The sequence below is a fragment of the Serratia rubidaea genome, assembly GCF_016026735.1.
Taxonomy (GTDB): Bacteria; Pseudomonadota; Gammaproteobacteria; order Enterobacterales; family Enterobacteriaceae; genus Serratia_B; species Serratia_B rubidaea.
The window spans coordinates 3,579,321-3,596,415 of record NZ_CP065640.1 but is presented as its reverse complement, the minus strand read 5'-3'; the positions used below and the strand labels follow the sequence as shown (position 1 = coordinate 3,596,415).

Sequence of the window (17,095 nt, the reverse complement as noted above, 5' to 3'; positions counted from 1 at the left end):
CTCTTTCTTTAGGCCGGTTACGCCGCAAAATGGTGCCAATTACGGTTTTCGCCCATCGTATGGAGCACCATCGCATGAACACACCTACCCGCTCACTTGCTGCCGCCGCGTCGCCTGCCGGCTGGATTAACGGCTTTATCGGCATGCTGATTTTCAGCGGCTCGCTGCCGGCCACCCGGCTGGCGGTTTCGGCCTTTGAACCGCTGTTTCTCACCGCCATCCGCGCCGGTATTGCCGGCTGTCTGGCGCTGTGCGCCCTGCTGCTGACCCGGCAGCCGCGCCCCGCCCGCGCCGACCTGATACCGCTGCTATGGGTCGCCGTCGGCGTGGTCGCCGGTTTTCCCCTGCTCACCGCCCTGGCGCTGCAGCATATGACTTCGGCGCACTCGCTGGTGTATATCGGCCTGCTGCCGCTGATGACCGCCTGTTTTGCCGTCTGGCGTGGCAGAGAGCGGCCCAGCGTGAAGTTTTGGGCCTTCTCCGTTGCCGGCGCCGTGCTGGTGGCGGCGTTTGCCCTGACCCACAGCGAGGCCGGTTCCGGGTTCGGCGATTTGATGATGCTGGGGGCGGTCATACTGTGCGGATTGGGCTATGCCGAAGGCGCGGTGCTGTCGCGCCGTCTCGGCGGCTGGCAAACCATTTCATGGGCGCTGGCGCTCGCCCTGCCGGTTACCGTACCGCTGACGCTATTTTACGCCCCGGCCGGATGGCCGGAGGTTGGCGCAGACGCCTGGCTGGCGCTGGCCTATGTCTCTTTGTTCAGCATGTGGATCGGCTTTATTTTCTGGTATCGCGGGCTGGCGCAGGGCGGCATCGCCGCCGTCGGTCAGCTGCAGCTGCTGCAGCCCTTTTTCGGCCTGCTGCTGGCGGCGCTGCTGCTGCATGAGCAGGTGCAGCCGGCCATGCTCGCCGTAATGGCCGGGGTGCTGCTGTGCGTCGTCGGCGCCAAACGCTTCGCCCGCTAGCGCCGCAGATTTTGTGCCGTCTGTAGCAGCTGATTGAGTGTGATAACCGCCTGCTCCACCTGGCGGTCGCCGTAGCCGCCCAGACCGAGGATCAGCCCGGAGCGCCCGTGGCCGGCGGCATACATCGGCGACAGCGCCCGCACCGAGACCCCGGCCTCCTGCGCCAGCCGTTCGATATGCCGGTCGTCCAGTCCGCGCCGCAGCCACAGCACCATATGCATGCCCTGGTCGCAGGGCTGCAGCTCCGCCAGCCCGGCGGCGATATGCCGGCTGACGGCGTCGATCACCACCCGCCGCTTTTCCGCATACAGACTGCGCATCCGCCGCAGATGGCGCGCCAGGTGCCCTTCCGCCATAAACTGCGCCAACACATACTGATCGGCATTCGGCGGATGGCGATCCATCAGGATGCGCGCGCCGCAGAATGCGCCCACCAGCGCCGGCGGCACGATGGCATAGCCCAGCCGCAATGAGGGAAACAGTACCTTGCTGAAGGTGCCCAGATAAATCACGCGCGCCGGATCCTGCCCCTGCAGTGCGGGAAAAGGATGACCGTCGTAACGCATCTCGCTGTCGTAGTCGTCCTCGACGATCCAGGCGTTATGTGCCTGCGCCCAACCCAGCAGCGCCGTACGCTGCGCCATGCTCATCGGCATCCCCAGCGGATACTGGTGCGAAGGCGTAACAAACGCCGCGCGGGCGTCAGGCGCCATCATCCGCCCGGCATCGACGTCAATGCCCTCGTCGCCGACCGGCACCCGCACCATCTGCCGGTCGCGCAGCGCCGTCGTGAACAGCGCCGTCACGCCGGGATAGGCCGGATCTTCCACCCAGGCGCGATCGCCGGCGTCCAGTAAAATCTGCGCCGCCAGATACAGCCCCTGCTGCGTGCCGCAGGTCACCACAATCTGTTCCGGCGTGCAGATCACCGAGCGCGACTGACGCACATACTCACAGATTGCGCGACGCAGCGGCAGCGCCCCCTGCGGATCGCCGTAGCCATCCGGCGCGCCCGGCCCGCGTGCGCGCACCCGGTTGCCAAGACGACGCCAGATATCCCCCGGCGCCGTATCACCGACGGGCAGCGACACGGTGAACGGCGCCGGCAGCAGCGGCTTCAGGCCGCCGGCAAAGCGGGCAAACGCCTGCGCCCGCTCCGACAGCGTCGGCTCGCCGTGTGGGCCGCCGGACGGCGATGGCGATGGCGGCGTACCCGCGGCAATCGCCGCCACGCGCGTTCCCGACCCCGGCTGCGCCGTCAGCACGCCCTCGGCAATCAGTTGATCATAGGCGACGGACACCGTGCCGCGCGACAGGTACAGCGCCGCCGCCAGCGCGCGCGTAGAAGGCAGGGCATCGCCCGCCTGCAGCTTCCCCTGCCGCACCGCCTCCCTCAGCGCCTGCGACAACTGACGGCTCAGCGAGCCGGCCTGGCGATCAAGGGGGGCAATGGCAGGAATTTCAATCAGTTTGGCTTTGCGTGGCATGACGATAACCGCAGAAAAAACATCGCGTCAGTATAGCCCAGCCGCCGCGTCCGGCGCGGAAAATCGCCCGCGGCCGCCGGGCTGTACTTAAATTAATCAATAGCGTATATACTTTGAGCGATGGCGGGCGGTAAAAAAACCGGCAAATGATTAATGCCGGCTGTGCGCCACATCGAGTTTTCACGCCGTTAAAGACGCTAAGCTATTCAAACAGCAGGCAACACAGAGGGGGGAATACCATGTGGCAAGCCGTTAGCCGTCTGTTAAGTGAACATCTTGGCAGCGCAGAAATCCGCGAAAGGACTGAACTGCCCGGTGGCGAAATCCACCCGGCATGGCGCGTGAGTTACGGTGACAACGCGGTGTTCGTGAAAAACGACGCCCGGGAGTTACTGCCTGTTTTTACCGCAGAAGCCGATCAGCTGGCATTGTTGGCCCGCAGCAAAACGGTGCGCGTGCCGGAGGTGTACGGCGTGGGCAGCGATCGCGACTACAGTTTTTTACTGTTGGAGCATCTGGAACTCAAACCGCTGGATGCGCACGGCGCCTACTGCCTGGGACAGCAGCTGGCGCATCTGCACCGCTGGAGCGAACAGCCGCAGTTCGGCCTCGACTTTGACAACCATCTGGCCACCACGCCGCAGCCCAATGCCTGGCAGCGCCGCTGGGCGGAATTCTTCGCCGAACAGCGCATCGGCTGGCAGCTGCAGCTGGCGGCGGAGAAAGGCATGTCCTTCGGCGATATCGATGAGCTGGTGGATATTGTCTACCTGCGTCTGCAGCACCACCAGCCGCAGCCTTCGCTACTGCACGGCGATCTCTGGCCGGGCAACTGCGCCATGACCCGCGACGGGCCGCTACTGTTCGACCCCGCCTGTTACTGGGGCGACCGGGAGTGCGATCTGGCAATGCTGCCGCTCTATCCGGAGCTGCCGCCGCAGATCTACGACGGCTATCAAAGCGTCTGGCCGCTGCCGACAAACTTTATCGAGCGCCAGCCGCTGTACCAGCTCTATTATCTGCTCAACCGCAGCAACCTGTTCGGCGGGCAGCATCTGGTGGCGGCGCAGCAGGCCATCGACGCCCTGCAGCATCCGCAGCGCGCCTAAAGCAAAACGGGGCCGTTAAGGCCCCGTCACGCCGTCTCCGTCTCGCCCGCTAGGCGCCCGCGGCCAGCTTGCCCAGCAGGCTAATCACGAAGTAGGCCACCACCGCAATCGTCACCGGCAGCACATACAGCGGGAAATACTGCAGGAAAATGCTGTGATGCGGCAGTGAAATACGCGACTCCAGCTGTTCGCGCGTCAGGCCTTCCGTCCCCTTCGCCTGTTCCAGAATCAGCTGGTCTTCCAGACGTTCGCGGATAAACTTCACCTGCCGCGTCATCCGCGCGCCGGAAGCGCGCAGCGCCAGGCCGACGAAAATCAGCAGATAGATAATAATAAACATCAGGTTGCCGCCGCTGAACAGGCTCTTATCCAGCCCCGGCACCGGCGAGTTATACCAGAACAGGTTCAGGAATGGCGTATTAAAGCGCACCATATCGACGATGACATGTACGAAGTCGATCACCACCGCGTTGATGCCTTTGGTTTTTTCACTGTATTGGTAAACAAAATTCAGCAATGAAATCAGCGTCGACAGCAGCGCCAGAATAAACAGCACCCACCCCAGAATTTGTTTAATAATGCCAATACGCCCTGCCTGTTGATACGTCATGTGTTCCCCTTGTTAACGACGCAGCGGTAATAAACCGCGAGTTTACCCGTAGTTGCCCGGCCAAGCCCACCGTTTTCTTTACGTCGGCGCCTCACCCGGCCGGGCTATTTTGGTCGCGGCGCAGGCAATGGTAGAGTAACGCAGAGATTCCATCCACCGCTGCGGCAGGAGTTAACGCACCCATGGCTTATTCACAACGCATTGAAAGCGCAATTTTTGATATGGACGGCTTGCTGATTGATTCAGAACCTTTATGGTTGCAGGCCGAGCTGGATATTTTCGGTTCGCTCGGTCTGGATCTTTCCGACCGTGACAAACTGCCGGATACCCTGGGGCTGCGCATCGATCTGGTGGTGGAGATGTGGTATCAGGCCATGCCGTGGCAGGGCGCGTCGCGGGAGCAGGTTTCCGCGCGCATTATCGAACGCGCCATTGAGCTGGTGCAGGAACGTCGCCCGCTGCTGCCCGGCGTGCGGCAGGCGCTGGAACTGTGCCGCAGCCTCGATCTGCATATCGGCCTGGCGTCCGCCTCGCCGCTGCATATGCAGCAGCAGGTGCTGAACATGTTCGGCCTGGAACACTATTTTGACCAGTTGGTCTCCGCAGAATATCTGCCGTACAGCAAACCTCACCCGGAAGTGTACCTGATTGCCGCCGAACGGCTGGGCAGCAACCCGCTGCGCTGCATCACGCTGGAAGACTCGTTCAACGGCATGATCGCCACAAAGGCGGCTCGCATGCGCTCCATCGTGGTGCCGGCCGCCGAGTATCGTCAGGACCCGCGCTGGGCGCTGGCTGACCATCAGCTGACGTCGCTGGAGCAGCTGACGCCGTCCCACCTTGCCTGAGCCTCTCCCGCCTTCTCCGCCCCGCCCCTGCACGTCGCGCTGACGCGGCAGGCGGGGCGTCTGGTTTCAAAAACGTCGACGCACGTCAAAAAATAAATAAAACGCGATTTCATTTTTATTGAATTCATATGCCGTGCGCTCTATGCTGTCAACACCACAGAAAACGCCGGGCGGCGGCTTTGCTGTCACTGCCACGCGGCACGTCAGCCGTCCGGCGTTTTCTTCCCTCTCATCACAGCGAGGCCCTGAGATGGACGTCCGTCAAAGCATTCACAGCGATCATGCCAAGCAGCTCGACACCGCCGGGTTACGCCGCGAATTTCTGATAGAGAAGATTTTCGAGGACGACCGGTACACCATGACCTACAGCCATATTGACCGCATTATCATCGGCGGCATCCAGCCGCGCCTGCGCAGCGTCACCATCGGCGATGAGGTCGGCAAACAGCTGGGCGTCGGTTACTTTCTCGAGCGGCGGGAGATGGGCATTATCAATATCGGCGGCGCCGGGCTGATCGAGGCCGACGGGCAGCGCTACGAGATCGGTACGGAAGAAGCGCTGTATATCGGCCAGGGCGCCAGACAGCTGACCTTCAGCAGCGTCGACGCCGAGCGGCCGGCCAAGTTCTATTACAACAGCGCGCCGGCGCATACCCGCTACCCCAATAAGAAAATCACCCTGGCCGAGGCCGCACCGCAAACCCTCGGCGACGACGCCACCAGCAACCGGCGCACCATCAACAAATTTATCGTGCCCGACGTGTTGCCGACCTGCCAGCTGACGATGGGGCTGACCAAACTGGCCGCCGGCAGCCTGTGGAACACCATGCCGTGCCACACCCATGAACGGCGTATGGAGGTCTATTTCTACTTCGATATGGCGGAAGAGAGCGCGGTGTTCCATATGATGGGGCAGCCGCAGGAGACCCGCCACCTGCTGGTGCACAACGAGCAGGCGGTCATTTCACCCAGCTGGTCGATCCACGCCGGCGTCGGCACCAGTCGCTACACCTTTATCTGGGGCATGGTGGGCGAAAATCAGGTGTTCGGCGATATGGATCACCTGGCCGTCAGCGAACTGCGCTGACCCTCGTCGCCGGCTGCGCGCCGGCCGTCAAGCAGCAACCCTGTCCGTGCGGCCGGCCCGCACGGTGCGAGAATATGTCTATGACCATCAACCCTTTTGATTTAACCGGCAAAGTCGCCATGGTGACCGGCTGCGACACCGGGCTTGGACAAGGTATGGCTATCGGGCTGGCGCAGGCCGGCTGCGATATTGTCGGCGTCAACCGCAGCGATCCCGCACACACCGGCGCACAGGTCAGCGCGCTGGGGCGACGCTTTCTCAAACTGCATGCCGATCTCGGGCGTACCGAAGCCATCCCGGCGCTGATTGACAGCGCCGTCGCCGAGTTCGGCCATATTGATATTCTGGTGAACAACGCCGGCATTATCCGCCGGCAAGACGCGATCGATTTCAGCGAGCAGGACTGGGACGACGTGATGAATATCAACGCCAAGACGCTGTTCTTTCTGTCACAGGCGGTGGCCAGGCAGTTTATGCTGCAGGGCGGCGGCGGCAAGATTATCAACATTGCCTCCATGCTGTCGTACCAGGGCGGCATCCGCGTGCCGTCTTACACCGCCTCCAAAAGCGCGGTAATGGGCCTGACCCGCCTGCTGGCCAACGAGTGGGCCAAACACGGCATTAACGTCAACGCGCTGGCGCCCGGCTATATGGCGACCAACAATACGCAGCAGCTGCGGGCCGACGAGGCGCGTAATCTGGAGATACTGGAACGTATTCCCGCCGGCCGCTGGGGCATGCCGCAGGACATGATGGGGCCGGTGGTCTTTTTGGCCTCGGCGGCCTCCGACTATGTTAACGGCTACACGCTGGCGGTCGACGGCGGTTGGCTGGCGCGCTGAGCAATCCGCCCCCGGCCGCGCTACCGGGGGCGACATGGCGGGCCGTGCCGGCGGAATGTGCAAAAAAAAATAACTCAACCCTTTGTAAAGCAGAGTAAAACACACAATTAGTTACAGCGTCACCTATTCCATTACTGGGGAAATCCCCATATACTGGATAAATTACCAGTTTACCAGTCGGAATAGCAACCAGCATGACCGCGGAAGGACACCTTATTTTTTCTGTCGCTTGCGCGATCTTCGCCAAGAAGGCGGAAGTGACGCCGGTTCTCGCCGGCGGCGACTGGTGGCATATCATCCCCGCCGCCCTGCTGACGTCGCTGCTGCCCGATATCGATCACCCCAAGTCGGTGCTCGGCCAGCGCCTGAGCTGGATCGCCAAACCGATCGCCCGCGCCTTCGGCCACCGCGGCTTTACCCACAGCCTGCTGGCCATTGCCGGCGGCATGATGCTGTTCCAGCTGGACGTGCCGCGCAGCTGGCCCATCCCCGCCGATGCGCTGCACGCCATGATTATCGGCTATTTCAGCCATCTGCTGGCCGATATGCTCACCCCGTCCGGCGTGCCGCTGCTCTGGCCCTGCCGCTGGCGCTTCCGTCTGCCGCTGCTCAATTCCCAACAGGGCAATCAGCTGGAGCGCGTACTGTGCCTCGCGCTGGTCGCCTTCGCCATCTACTGGCCGGGCGGCTGCACCATCCCGGTGCAGTCATATTTTGAGCAGCTGAAAAATATCAGATGGTGATCACAAAAAACCGCACGTTTTATCACCCGATCGTTCAGATTACCGACAAAAACAAAACAAAAGTTATATGACATTCCATTTGGGTATAAGTGGGCGCCCCGGCAAACTGTTACGATATTTACATCGCTACACACTGGTGCGTAGCCATTTTTATATAAGAAAAGATTTGGAGACACGGGGATGAATTTACCGCTCGTCATTAACGTGGTGGTTTTTGTCGCCCTCCTTTTGCTGTTGGCGCAAACCCGCCATAAGCAATGGAGCCTGGCGAAAAAAGTACTGGTAGGTCTGGTGCTCGGCGTAGTGTTTGGCCTGGCGCTGCAGCTGATCTACGGTGCGGAAAACCCACTGCTGAAAGAATCCATCAGCTGGTTCAATATCGTCGGCAACGGCTATGTGCAGCTGCTGCAAATGATCGTCATGCCATTGGTGTTCGTCTCTATTCTGAGCGCGGTCGCCAAACTGCATAACGCCTCATCGCTCGGCAAGATCAGCTTCCTGTCCATCGGCACGCTGCTGTTCACCACGCTGATCGCCGCGCTGGTGGGGGTGCTGGTCACCAACCTGTTCGGCCTGAGTGCGGAAGGCCTGGTGCAGGGCACGCAGGAAAGCGCGCGTCTGGCGGCGATTCAGAGCAACTATGTCGGTAAAGTCGCCGACCTGACGGTGCCGCAGCTGGTGCTGTCGTTCGTACCGAAAAACCCGTTTGCCGATCTGACCGGCGCCAGCCCGACCTCGATCATCAGCGTGGTGATTTTCGCCGCCTTCCTCGGCGTGGCCGCGCTGCAGCTGCTGAAGGACGATGAGGCGAAAGGCCAGCGCGTGCTGACCGCCATCGACACCCTGCAGTCCTGGGTGATGAAGCTGGTGCGTCTGGTGATGAAGCTGACGCCATACGGCGTGATGGCGCTGATGACCAAAGTGGTCGCCGGCTCCAACATTCATGAGATCATCAAGCTGGGCAGCTTTGTTGTCGCCTCTTACCTCGGCCTGGCGATTATGTTCGGGGTACACGCCCTGCTGCTGAGCTTTACCGGCGTTAATCCGGTGAAATTCTTCCGCAAAGTGTGGCCGGTTATCACCTTCGCCTTTACCAGCCGCTCCAGCGCCGCCAGCATTCCGCTGAATGTGGAAGCGCAGACCCGTCGTCTGGGCGTGCCGGAGTCAATCGCCAGCTTCTCGGCATCGTTCGGCGCCACCATTGGCCAGAACGGCTGTGCCGGCCTGTATCCGGCGATGCTGGCGGTGATGGTTGCGCCAACCGTCGGCATCAACCCGCTGGATCCGGTGTGGATTGCCACGCTGGTGGGGATTGTCACCGTCAGTTCCGCAGGCGTTGCCGGCGTGGGCGGCGGCGCCACCTTCGCCGCGCTGATCGTGCTGCCGGCCCTCGGCCTGCCGGTCACGCTGGTTGCCCTGCTGATCTCCGTCGAACCGCTGATCGATATGGGGCGCACCGCGCTGAACGTCAGCGGCTCCATGACCGCCGGCACCGTCACCAGCCAGCTGATGAAGCAAACCGACAAGTCCGTGATGGACAGCGAAGACGACGTGGAGCTGGCTCACCAGTAACCCCCTTCGTCACCACAAAAAACCGGCGCCAAGACGCCGGTTTTTTTATGCCCGCCGCGCTACGGCCGCTCCCCCGCCGCCAGCCGTCGGTTAATCGCCGCTACCACTCCGGGCAGCTCCGCCAGCGTATCAATCACGTAATGCGCGCCGGCGGCATAGAGCTTCTCCGTCGCCCGCGTCCGCCGGCGCGCTACCTCGGCGTCATCCATCCGCTGGTACTCCTGCCACTGGGCGCCGAACTCATTGCCCGACAGCGCCAGCCCCACGCTCCACATGCCGGCGTTCAGCCCTTCGGCAATGCCCGGTACGGCATCATCCACCTTTACGCAATGAGCCACGGCGTCAATCCCCAGCGCAATCACATTCTGCAGTGCCATCCACGGCCCCGGACGGCCGCCGGCCGCCAGCTCGTCCGTCGCCACCCAATAATCCGGCGCGTAGCCGCGTGCGGCGGCGGCCGGCGCCAGCACCTCCATCACCGCGCGCGGGTAGCCGGAGCAGGAACCGATCTTGATCCCCTGCCGTCGCAGTTCGGCAATCGCCTCCGGCACGCCGGCAATCGGCTCGGCGAAATCCACCACCTTGGCAATCTGCAGCGGCATAAACGCCGCGTACAGCGCATCAATATCCTGCGGGCTCATGGCGCGCCCCAGCGTTGCCCGCCAGCGCGCCTCGACCGCCGGCAGTTTACCCAGCGCCTCGATATGCTGCCATTTGCCCAGCCCCATCGGAATACGCGCCTCCTCCAGACTGATGGCGATGCCAAAGGTCTGCTGGAAGGCCTCGACGAAAATCTGCGTCGGCGCAAAGGAGCCAAAATCCACCGTGGTGCCGGCCCAGTCGAGAATAACGGCGTTAATCTGTGGCATGCTGCCCTCCTAATGTTGCCAGTACATAGCGCGGCTAACGGCGTCCAGCAGACGATCGATATCCTGCGGATAGACCTCGCCGATATTGCCGATGCGGAAACAGTCGCTGTGCGACACCTTGCCGGGATAGATAACAAATCCCTGGCGTTTGAGCCGCTGGTAAAACTCGCCGAAGCGGTAGTTTTCCGCCTGCGGCGAGTAGAACGCGGTGATAATCGGCGAGTGCAGCCCATCCTCCAGCAGAGTGTCAAACCCCAGCGCACGCATCCCCGCCACCAGCCGGCGCTGATTCTCGCCATAGCGCGCATAGCGTGCGGCGATGCCGCCCTCCAGATCCAGCTCGCGCAGCGCCTGCGCAAAGGCCAGCACGCTGTGGGTCGGCGAGGTAAAGCGCCATTTCCCGGCGTGGTCTTCCATACAGCGCCATTGGGCATACAGATCCAGCGACAACGAGCGCGAACGACCGGCGCATTTTTCCAGTTCGCTGCGCCGGGCGATCACGAAGGCAAAGCCCGGCACGCCCTGAATGCATTTGTTGGCCGAGCTGATCAGAAAATCAATGCCCAGCTGGCCCACATCCAGCGGAATGCCGCCGAAACTGCTCATCGCATCGACAATCAAGGTCTTTCCCAGGCGCGCCGCCAGCGCCGCCACCTGCGCCAGCGGATTCAGCATGCCGGTGGTGGTTTCACAATGCACCAGCGCGATATGGCTGATGCGCGCGTCGGCCAGCAGCAGCGCCTCCATCGCCGTTACGTCCGGCGCCGCCGTTTCACCGCAGTCATAGCAGTGGTGATCGATGCCCATTAACGCCGCCATCCGCGCGCCATAGGCGCCGTTGCTGACGATCAACAGCTTATCCTGCGCACCAAGCGCCGTGCCCAGCACCGCTTCCACCGCATAGCTGCCGCTGCCCTGCAGCAGTACCGAGGTGTAGCCGGATGTCGCGCTGGCCAACTCCTCCAGGCGGGCGCGAATCGCCTGAACGACGCCGATATTGTAATCCTCATCCCAGGTGCAGCTGTCGAACAGCATCGCCTGCTTCACCGTATCCGAGGTGGTCAGCGGGCCGGGCGTCAACAGCAGGTAATCACGATCGTTCATCTTTTTTACCTTTCCCAATTGGTCTATACCAGATGCGCGCATTGTGACGGCTAACCGCACGGCAGGTCAAACGCCAACCGGCGGTGAAACAAAAAATTCATCCGGGCATGTATAATGGAGCCAGCCGACATGCCATAGCGAGACAACATGAAACACCCTCAGGGCGATCTTCCCCACTATCTGCAGATCAAGGCGCAGCTACAGTCACGGATTACCAGCGGAGCGCTGAAGGCCGGGGATAAACTGCCTTCCGAACGGGAGCTGTGCGCCGCCTTCGCCACGACGCGCATCACCATTCGCGAAAGCCTGGCGCAGCTGGAAGCCAGCGGCGCCATCTACCGCGCCGATCGCCGCGGCTGGTTTGTCACCCCCGCACGGCTGTGGCTGGATCCGACGCAGAACACCAACTTCCACCGTTTGTGTCAGGAACAGGGGCGGCAGGCGCGCACCGCGCTGCTGGCGGCCGAACACACCGCCGCGCCGCCGGACGTGGCGCAGGCGCTGCAGCTGGAGCCGGATGCGCAGATCTACCTGCTGCGCCGCGTGCGCTATGCCGACGAGCGGGCGATCTGTTATTGCGAGAACCACTGCTTGCCGCAGCGGGTGCCGGGACTGCTGCAGCACGAGCTGGGCGGCAGCCTGACCGAGATTTATCAGCAGCACTATCAGCTGATCTACAGCAGCATGCACCTGACGTTTTATCCGACCGCACTGCCGCCCGAGGCCGCCGCCGCGCTGGGGGCGATGGTCGGCCTGCCCGCCTTGCTGCTGCGTCGTCTCAATTACGATCGGCAGGGGCGTATACTTGATTTTGATATTGAGTACTGGCGTCACGACAGCCTGCGCATTGAGGTTGATACGCAGTGAACGCCGCATAGGGCGGGAATGAGCGCAGGATAACCGCGCCCCGGCGGGGATATGGCGTCAGCTAATCATACAGCCAGCGCCCGGCTTTGGCGGACTCGGCGAACATACGCACGGTTAAAGGCTTTCTGCTCTTTTCTATGTCAGCTTTTTTATATTTGGTCCAGCGTTCCCAGCGGGATAGATTTTCCCAAGGGTAATAATGACGCATCTCGATCACGGACACATCAACGCCGAATTTTTCAGCATAGTCGGCGATCGCATAAAAGAATTCGTCGCCTGCCGCGTAGTCCTGTAACGGCGTATCCAGTTCAAGCGGAATCGCTTTCAGCTTCCAGGTAAGAGGGACGGACAGCTCACTGCGGAAAAATGCTAAAACATCTTGCTCCGTTACCATAATTTGTCGCTCCTGTCCCTTTGCCGCACGCCTTGAAAAGGATACTAGCGTGCAGAAAAGCAGCCGACAATCAGAGGGTTCTCGGGCGGATCGCCGATGGCGCAGGGGAACGGCAAATACAAAAAAACCTGCCGTAAAGGCAGGTTGTTGGGCATTCGCGCCGTGCAGGGCGTGACTATCAGAACGGGTAGTCGTGATAGCCCTGCTGCTCGGAAATAATACGCGCCGCATGATGCAGCTGGCGCACGTAGTCGGCCTTGGCCTCCTCCGAGAAACGGATGGTCGGGAACGAGATGCTCAACCCGGCGATCACCACGCCGAAGCGGTCAAACACCGGCACCGCAATACAGCGCAGCCCCTCTTCCTGCTCCTCCACGTCTTCGCCAAATCCCTGCTGACGCACCTGCGCCAACACCGGCAGCAGCTGCGCCGCGCTGGTGAGGGTATGCGCCGTGCTGCGGGTGAATTCCAGCTGCGACAGGATATCGTCCACCTCGGCCTCATCGCGCCACGCCAGCAGCACCTTGCCGATCGCCGTGCTGTGCAGCGGGTTGCGGCGGCCGATACGGGAATACATACGCAAGTTGTATAAGGAATCGATTTTATGGATGTAAACAATACTGTCTTCATCCAGCGCGCCCAGGTGGATCGTCTCGCGGGTCTGCTGCGACAGCTCGCGCATCTGGATATCCGCACTGCGGATCAGATCCACATTCTGCAGCGATTTGGCGCCCAGTTCGAACAGCTTCAGCGTCAGGGCGTATTTTTCCGACTCCCCTTCCTGCGCTACATAGCCGAGCGATTTCATGGTTTGCAGAAAACGGTAAACGGTGCTTTTGGACATCATCACCCGCTGAGAAAGCTCGGTAATGCCGATTTCGCGTTCCTCGCCCAGCGCCTGCAAAATACCAAACACTTTCAGCACCGATGAAACCGCGTCCGGTTGCTTATCTAGATCCGTATTCGCCATCAACAATCCCAGCCTGTTTCCGTTTTAAGAAATTTAAACAAGGGTTTCAGTATAAGCGGAACGTTTCGCCCTGCGCAATGCACAACCCGCAGAACACGCGTTGCCCCTCACTGCTGCTTACAATTGCTGGCGATCGAACGGATACAATGCGCGGAAAAATTGTTAGCATGCTCACATTCCGCACGTTGACCTATGATTTCACTATGACGCTCTCCAATTCCGACGGCTTGCCCGTGCCGCAGCGCTACGGCGCCATTCTGGCCATTGCCCTCGGCCTTACCGTTTCCGTGCTCGACGGGGCCATCGCCAACGTCGCGCTGCCCACCATCGCCCGCGACCTGAACGCCAGCGCAGCCAACTCCATCTGGGTGATCAATGCGTATCAGCTGGCGATTACCATTTCGCTGCTGTCGCTGGCCTCGCTGGGGGACTTGCTCGGCTACCGCCGGATCTATCTGTGGGGGCTGATGGTCTTCAGCCTGACGTCGCTGTTTTGCGCCCTGTCCGACAGCCTGACCACCCTGACCATCGCCCGCGTGCTGCAAGGCTTCGGCGCCGCGGCGGTTATGAGCGTCAATACCGCGCTGATCCGCATTATCTATCCGTCGCGCCATCTCGGCCGCGGCCTGGCTATTAACGCGCTGATCGTCGCCTTCTCGTCCGCCGCCGGCCCCACGGTCGCCGCGGGGATTCTGTCGTTCGCCTCCTGGCCGTGGCTGTTCGCAATTAACCTGCCGATCGGTCTGGCGGCGTGGCTGCTGGGCATGCGCTACCTGCCGGCCAACGGTCAGAAAAGCCGCGGACGCTTTGACCCGCTCAGCGCCGTGATGAATGCGCTGACCTTCGGCCTGTTGATCGCCGCCCTCAGCGGCTTCGCGCAGGGGCAAAGCCCGACGCTGGTGGCGGCGGAACTGGCCGCCCTGCTTGTGATTGGCTGGTTCTTCGTACGCCGTCAGCTGCAGCAGAGCGCGCCGCTTCTGCCGGTCGATCTGCTGCGTATCCCGATCTTTGCGCTGTCGATGGGCACCTCAGTCTGCTCGTTCGCCGCCCAGATGTTGGCGATGGTGTCGCTGCCGTTCTTTTTGCAGCAGGTGCTGGGGCGTGACGAGGTCGCCACCGGTCTGCTGCTGACGCCCTGGCCGCTGGCGATCGTGGTGGTGGCGCCGCTCGCCGGCCGGCTGATTGAGCACGTTCACGCCGGGCTGCTGGGCGCGCTGGGCCTTGGCCTGTTCGCCCTCGGGCTATTCCTGCTGGCGACGCTGCCGCATAACCCGGCCGATCTGGACATCATCTGGCGCATGGCGCTGTGCGGCGTCGGTTTCGGCCTGTTTCAGTCGCCGAACAACCACACCATTATCTCTTCGGCGCCGCGTCACCGCAGCGGCGGCGCCAGCGGCATGTTAGGTACCGCGCGTCTGCTGGGCCAGACTTCCGGCGCAGCGCTGGTGGCGCTGATGTTCAACCTGTTTCCGGACCACGGCACGCACGCCTCGCTGCTGCTGGCCGGCAGCTGCGCCGCCTGCGCCGCGCTGGTCAGCGCCCTGCGTATCAGCCAGCCGCGCGCGGCGGCATAAAAAAACCCCGGCAGGCCGGGGTTTTTGGTGATTCGCTCGCGCTTACTTCAGATACTGACCGGAACGCAGCGCTTCAATACGCTTGTCCAACGGCGGGTGCGACATAAACAGCTCGCTGAAGGTCTTGGATTTGCCGTTGATGCAGAACGCCATCATGCTGCCCGCTTCCTGCGGTTCGTAGCTGGTTTTCAGACGCTGCAGCGCGGCAATCATCTTCTCACGCCCCACCAGCTTGGCAGAACCGGCATCCGCATGGAACTCACGGTGACGCGAGAACCACATGGTGATGATGCTCGCCAGAATGCCGAACACCAGCTCCAGCACCATGGAAACCGCAAAGTAGATCATCGGGTTGCCGTTACCTTCCCCTTCACCTTCGCCGTCACGGTTGCCCAGGAAGCCGGCGGCCACCTGCGCCAGCAGGCGCGAGATAAAGATAACGAAGGTGTTCACCACCCCCTGAATCAGGGTCATGGTCACCATATCGCCGTTGGCGACGTGGCTGATTTCGTGGGCGATAACCGCTTCCGCTTCATCGCGGCTCATGCTTTGCAGCAAACCGGTACTGACCGCCACCAGCGATGCGTCACGGCGCGCGCCGGTAGCGAAGGCGTTGATATCCGGCGCGTGGTAAATCGCCACCTGCGGCATAGCAATGCCCGCCTGCTGGGACTGGCGGCGCACGGTTTCCAGCAGCCAGTTTTCGGTTTCATTACGCGGCTGTTCAATCACTTCCCCGCCAACGGAGCGCAGCGCCATCCATTTGGACATCAGCAGAGAGACAAACGCACCGCCGAAACCAAACAGACCGGCCATAATCATCAGGCCCTGAACGCTACTGGATTGAATTCCTGTCAGGCTGAGCACCAGCCCGAAAACCAACATCACCGCCAGGTTGGTGAGCAGGAACAGAGCTATACGCATCATAAAATGTTTACTTCCTCATAAAATGTTAACAAGACGCTGCTGTAGATACCTTTAGCAAGTATGGGCATCCGACACAGTTTCAAGCCAGAATCGCCATTAACCCACTAAAAATACGAATCTTTACAAAAACGGCGTTTCCCGCCGGATTTACGAATTGTAAACGATTGTTGCGAAGACCGGGGAGATTTTAGGGTATTGTCACGGCGACTGCCGGTTTTTCATGCAGGAACGCAACTGTTGCCGCTTGATACCAAGGCGGTATAACGTGATAAGGTGAAGGCGGACGGCAGGTTACCTGAATCATGCGCCGTTTCGTGAAGTATTCTCACGGGAAGATGTTAAATAACAGCAGGAAATGCCCAACAATAATGATGGCGGCGCAGGTTAAACGAAAGAGGCGCATATTGCTTCACTCACCCTGGAAGATACGTCGATATTTACAGCTCACCGATAAGAAAACAACTGGAAAAAGTCTGATAAGACCCACCATCATAATGGATTGAAAGAGTATATTTATGACGTTTAACAAAGGATTTATACGGCTAGCGGGTGTGATATCCATCGTCTCCGTTGTCAGCGGTTTCACCCGCTGGCCTGACGTGATGTTTATCTCCAGCTGCGCGATGATTGCGATCTGGCTCCATGCCGAATGGGACTGGCGCCGGAAGGATAAACCCTGATCGCCCGTGCGCAGCGGGTCCTGTGGTATTGGCTTCTCCGGCACAAGACGAACGTCGTTTGTGTTCGCCAAGCGCGCCGCTGGCGGGCAGGCTTTAACTGGTCGACGGCTCACCTTGCAGCGTCTGTAAGCGCCGATCGTTCTCTGAAGCCTGACAGAGATCCGACTGCAGCTTAAAAGCGCTGCTGCGTCGATCCATCCCCGTTGTCAGATAGGCGCAATAGTCCGTTTTATAACGCTCCCAAGAGGTCTGTGCGGTTTCAAAAGCGGCGCTATATTCGGCATCGCCAAGGTTCGCCAAATCCTTCCTTATCTCCGCCAGTCGCACATCGAGCCTCTGCGCCGAACGTGCAGATAAACGCGTAACGCACGTCAGCAACGCCGGATAGTTATTATCAATATTTATCGCCTTGCACGCCGCTGGAACTCTGGACATCAACCCTTCAAC

Annotated in this window: 18 protein-coding genes; 10 read left to right on the top strand and 8 right to left on the bottom strand. The window is 61.0% G+C overall.

The annotated features are described in order from the left end of the window. Window positions 1–74 precede the first annotated feature (74 nt). Complete coding sequence (locus I6G83_RS16825; RefSeq protein ID WP_054307200.1) at window positions 75–965, top strand: DMT family transporter; 891 nt, start codon at window positions 75–77, stop codon at window positions 963–965. Here I6G83_RS16825 and pdxR read toward each other — a convergent pair. Continuing rightward, on the bottom strand, window positions 962–2,452 hold the full coding sequence (pdxR, locus tag I6G83_RS16820) for a MocR-like pyridoxine biosynthesis transcription factor PdxR (protein WP_054307201.1): 1,491 nt from the start codon (window positions 2,450–2,452) through the stop codon (window positions 962–964). The two genes, I6G83_RS16825 and pdxR, sit on opposite strands and share 4 nt — an antisense overlap. Before the next feature lie 239 nt (window positions 2,453–2,691). Between pdxR and I6G83_RS16815 the strand changes: the two genes are divergently transcribed. Beyond that, window positions 2,692–3,561, top strand: coding sequence for a fructosamine kinase family protein (locus I6G83_RS16815; protein WP_054307202.1), 870 nt, complete (start codon window positions 2,692–2,694; stop codon window positions 3,559–3,561). A 49-nt stretch (window positions 3,562–3,610) separates the two neighbouring features. On the opposite strand, the gene I6G83_RS16810 is transcribed toward I6G83_RS16815, so the two are convergent. Then, window positions 3,611–4,171, bottom strand: coding sequence for a YniB family protein (locus I6G83_RS16810; RefSeq protein WP_015672083.1), 561 nt, complete (start codon window positions 4,169–4,171; stop codon window positions 3,611–3,613). A gap of 182 nt (window positions 4,172–4,353) precedes the next feature. On the opposite strand from I6G83_RS16810, the gene hxpB reads away from it, so the two are divergent. The 5 genes from hxpB to I6G83_RS16785 all read left to right on the top strand — a co-directional run bounded on the left by hxpB (window position 4,354) and on the right by I6G83_RS16785 (window position 9,263). Next, complete coding sequence (gene hxpB / locus I6G83_RS16805; RefSeq protein ID WP_054307203.1) at window positions 4,354–5,019, top strand: hexitol phosphatase HxpB; 666 nt, start codon at window positions 4,354–4,356, stop codon at window positions 5,017–5,019. A gap of 250 nt (window positions 5,020–5,269) precedes the next feature. Then, window positions 5,270–6,106 carry a 5-dehydro-4-deoxy-D-glucuronate isomerase gene (gene kduI / locus I6G83_RS16800; protein WP_015672081.1) on the top strand — a complete coding sequence of 279 codons (837 nt, stop codon included), beginning with the start codon at window positions 5,270–5,272 and terminating at the stop codon, window positions 6,104–6,106. 80 nt (window positions 6,107–6,186) lie between these two features. Beyond that, window positions 6,187–6,948 (top strand): 2-dehydro-3-deoxy-D-gluconate 5-dehydrogenase KduD, encoded by a 762-nt coding sequence (gene kduD, locus I6G83_RS16795; protein WP_054307220.1) that lies wholly within the window; start codon window positions 6,187–6,189, stop codon window positions 6,946–6,948. A gap of 194 nt (window positions 6,949–7,142) precedes the next feature. Next, window positions 7,143–7,691: a metal-dependent hydrolase gene (locus tag I6G83_RS16790; protein ID WP_054307204.1), complete on the top strand. Its 549-nt coding sequence runs from the start codon at window positions 7,143–7,145 to the stop codon at window positions 7,689–7,691. Between the two features lie 180 nt (window positions 7,692–7,871). Then, window positions 7,872–9,263, top strand: coding sequence for an L-cystine transporter (locus I6G83_RS16785; RefSeq protein WP_054307205.1), 1,392 nt, complete (start codon window positions 7,872–7,874; stop codon window positions 9,261–9,263). Window positions 9,264–9,322: 59 nt separating this feature from the next. On the opposite strand, the gene phnX is transcribed toward I6G83_RS16785, so the two are convergent. Both phnX and phnW read right to left on the bottom strand, forming a co-directional pair. Then, window positions 9,323–10,132, bottom strand: a complete 810-nt coding sequence (phnX, locus tag I6G83_RS16780; protein ID WP_054307206.1) for a phosphonoacetaldehyde hydrolase — start codon at window positions 10,130–10,132, stop codon at window positions 9,323–9,325. A gap of 9 nt (window positions 10,133–10,141) precedes the next feature. Next, window positions 10,142–11,236 (bottom strand): 2-aminoethylphosphonate--pyruvate transaminase, encoded by a 1,095-nt coding sequence (gene phnW, locus I6G83_RS16775; RefSeq protein WP_054307207.1) that lies wholly within the window; start codon window positions 11,234–11,236, stop codon window positions 10,142–10,144. 147 nt (window positions 11,237–11,383) lie between these two features. On the opposite strand from phnW, the gene phnR reads away from it, so the two are divergent. Next, a complete protein-coding gene (gene phnR, locus I6G83_RS16770) occupies window positions 11,384–12,103 on the top strand; it encodes a phosphonate utilization transcriptional regulator PhnR (RefSeq protein WP_054307208.1) in 720 nt (239 codons plus the stop codon). Between the two features lie 61 nt (window positions 12,104–12,164). On the opposite strand, the gene I6G83_RS16765 is transcribed toward phnR, so the two are convergent. Together I6G83_RS16765 and kdgR are read right to left on the bottom strand one after the other, a co-directional pair. Next, a complete protein-coding gene (locus I6G83_RS16765) occupies window positions 12,165–12,497 on the bottom strand; it encodes a DUF1493 family protein (protein ID WP_054307209.1) in 333 nt (110 codons plus the stop codon). 178 nt (window positions 12,498–12,675) lie between these two features. Beyond that, window positions 12,676–13,467, bottom strand: coding sequence for a DNA-binding transcriptional regulator KdgR (kdgR, locus tag I6G83_RS16760; protein ID WP_054307210.1), 792 nt, complete (start codon window positions 13,465–13,467; stop codon window positions 12,676–12,678). 203 nt (window positions 13,468–13,670) lie between these two features. Between kdgR and I6G83_RS16755 the strand changes: the two genes are divergently transcribed. Beyond that, window positions 13,671–15,041 (top strand): MFS transporter, encoded by a 1,371-nt coding sequence (locus tag I6G83_RS16755; RefSeq protein WP_054307221.1) that lies wholly within the window; start codon window positions 13,671–13,673, stop codon window positions 15,039–15,041. Between the two features lie 42 nt (window positions 15,042–15,083). Here the strand turns inward: I6G83_RS16755 and htpX are convergent, their stop codons facing one another. After that, window positions 15,084–15,968 (bottom strand): protease HtpX, encoded by an 885-nt coding sequence (htpX, locus tag I6G83_RS16750; RefSeq protein ID WP_015672070.1) that lies wholly within the window; start codon window positions 15,966–15,968, stop codon window positions 15,084–15,086. 515 nt (window positions 15,969–16,483) lie between these two features. Here htpX and I6G83_RS16745 point away from each other — a divergent pair. Next, window positions 16,484–16,648: a hypothetical protein gene (locus I6G83_RS16745; protein ID WP_015672069.1), complete on the top strand. Its 165-nt coding sequence runs from the start codon at window positions 16,484–16,486 to the stop codon at window positions 16,646–16,648. 93 nt (window positions 16,649–16,741) lie between these two features. Here the strand turns inward: I6G83_RS16745 and I6G83_RS16740 are convergent, their stop codons facing one another. Beyond that, window positions 16,742–17,083, bottom strand: coding sequence for a lysozyme inhibitor LprI family protein (locus I6G83_RS16740; protein WP_054307212.1), 342 nt, complete (start codon window positions 17,081–17,083; stop codon window positions 16,742–16,744). Window positions 17,084–17,095: the final 12 nt, after the last annotated feature.

What these genes read in the sequence shown, in the direction of transcription:
- hxpB (WP_054307203.1), top strand. Translation starts at nt 4,354, where the DNA reads ATGGCTTATTCACAACGCATTGAAAGCGCAATTTTTGATATGGACGGC.
- I6G83_RS16810 (WP_015672083.1), bottom strand. Translation starts at nt 4,171, where the DNA reads ATGACGTATCAACAGGCAGGGCGTATTGGCATTATTAAACAAATTCTG.
- I6G83_RS16825 (WP_054307200.1), top strand. Translation starts at nt 75, where the DNA reads ATGAACACACCTACCCGCTCACTTGCTGCCGCCGCGTCGCCTGCCGGC.
- I6G83_RS16785 (WP_054307205.1), top strand. Translation starts at nt 7,872, where the DNA reads ATGAATTTACCGCTCGTCATTAACGTGGTGGTTTTTGTCGCCCTCCTT.
- pdxR (WP_054307201.1), bottom strand. Translation starts at nt 2,452, where the DNA reads ATGCCACGCAAAGCCAAACTGATTGAAATTCCTGCCATTGCCCCCCTT.
- phnR (WP_054307208.1), top strand. Translation starts at nt 11,384, where the DNA reads ATGAAACACCCTCAGGGCGATCTTCCCCACTATCTGCAGATCAAGGCG.
- I6G83_RS16745 (WP_015672069.1), top strand. Translation starts at nt 16,484, where the DNA reads ATGACGTTTAACAAAGGATTTATACGGCTAGCGGGTGTGATATCCATC.
- I6G83_RS16755 (WP_054307221.1), top strand. Translation starts at nt 13,671, where the DNA reads ATGACGCTCTCCAATTCCGACGGCTTGCCCGTGCCGCAGCGCTACGGC.
- I6G83_RS16790 (WP_054307204.1), top strand. Translation starts at nt 7,143, where the DNA reads ATGACCGCGGAAGGACACCTTATTTTTTCTGTCGCTTGCGCGATCTTC.
- I6G83_RS16765 (WP_054307209.1), bottom strand. Translation starts at nt 12,497, where the DNA reads ATGGTAACGGAGCAAGATGTTTTAGCATTTTTCCGCAGTGAGCTGTCC.
- kdgR (WP_054307210.1), bottom strand. Translation starts at nt 13,467, where the DNA reads ATGGCGAATACGGATCTAGATAAGCAACCGGACGCGGTTTCATCGGTG.
- I6G83_RS16740 (WP_054307212.1), bottom strand. Translation starts at nt 17,083, where the DNA reads ATGTCCAGAGTTCCAGCGGCGTGCAAGGCGATAAATATTGATAATAAC.
- kduD (WP_054307220.1), top strand. Translation starts at nt 6,187, where the DNA reads ATGACCATCAACCCTTTTGATTTAACCGGCAAAGTCGCCATGGTGACC.
- phnX (WP_054307206.1), bottom strand. Translation starts at nt 10,132, where the DNA reads ATGCCACAGATTAACGCCGTTATTCTCGACTGGGCCGGCACCACGGTG.
- kduI (WP_015672081.1), top strand. Translation starts at nt 5,270, where the DNA reads ATGGACGTCCGTCAAAGCATTCACAGCGATCATGCCAAGCAGCTCGAC.
- phnW (WP_054307207.1), bottom strand. Translation starts at nt 11,236, where the DNA reads ATGAACGATCGTGATTACCTGCTGTTGACGCCCGGCCCGCTGACCACC.
- htpX (WP_015672070.1), bottom strand. Translation starts at nt 15,968, where the DNA reads ATGATGCGTATAGCTCTGTTCCTGCTCACCAACCTGGCGGTGATGTTG.
- I6G83_RS16815 (WP_054307202.1), top strand. Translation starts at nt 2,692, where the DNA reads ATGTGGCAAGCCGTTAGCCGTCTGTTAAGTGAACATCTTGGCAGCGCA.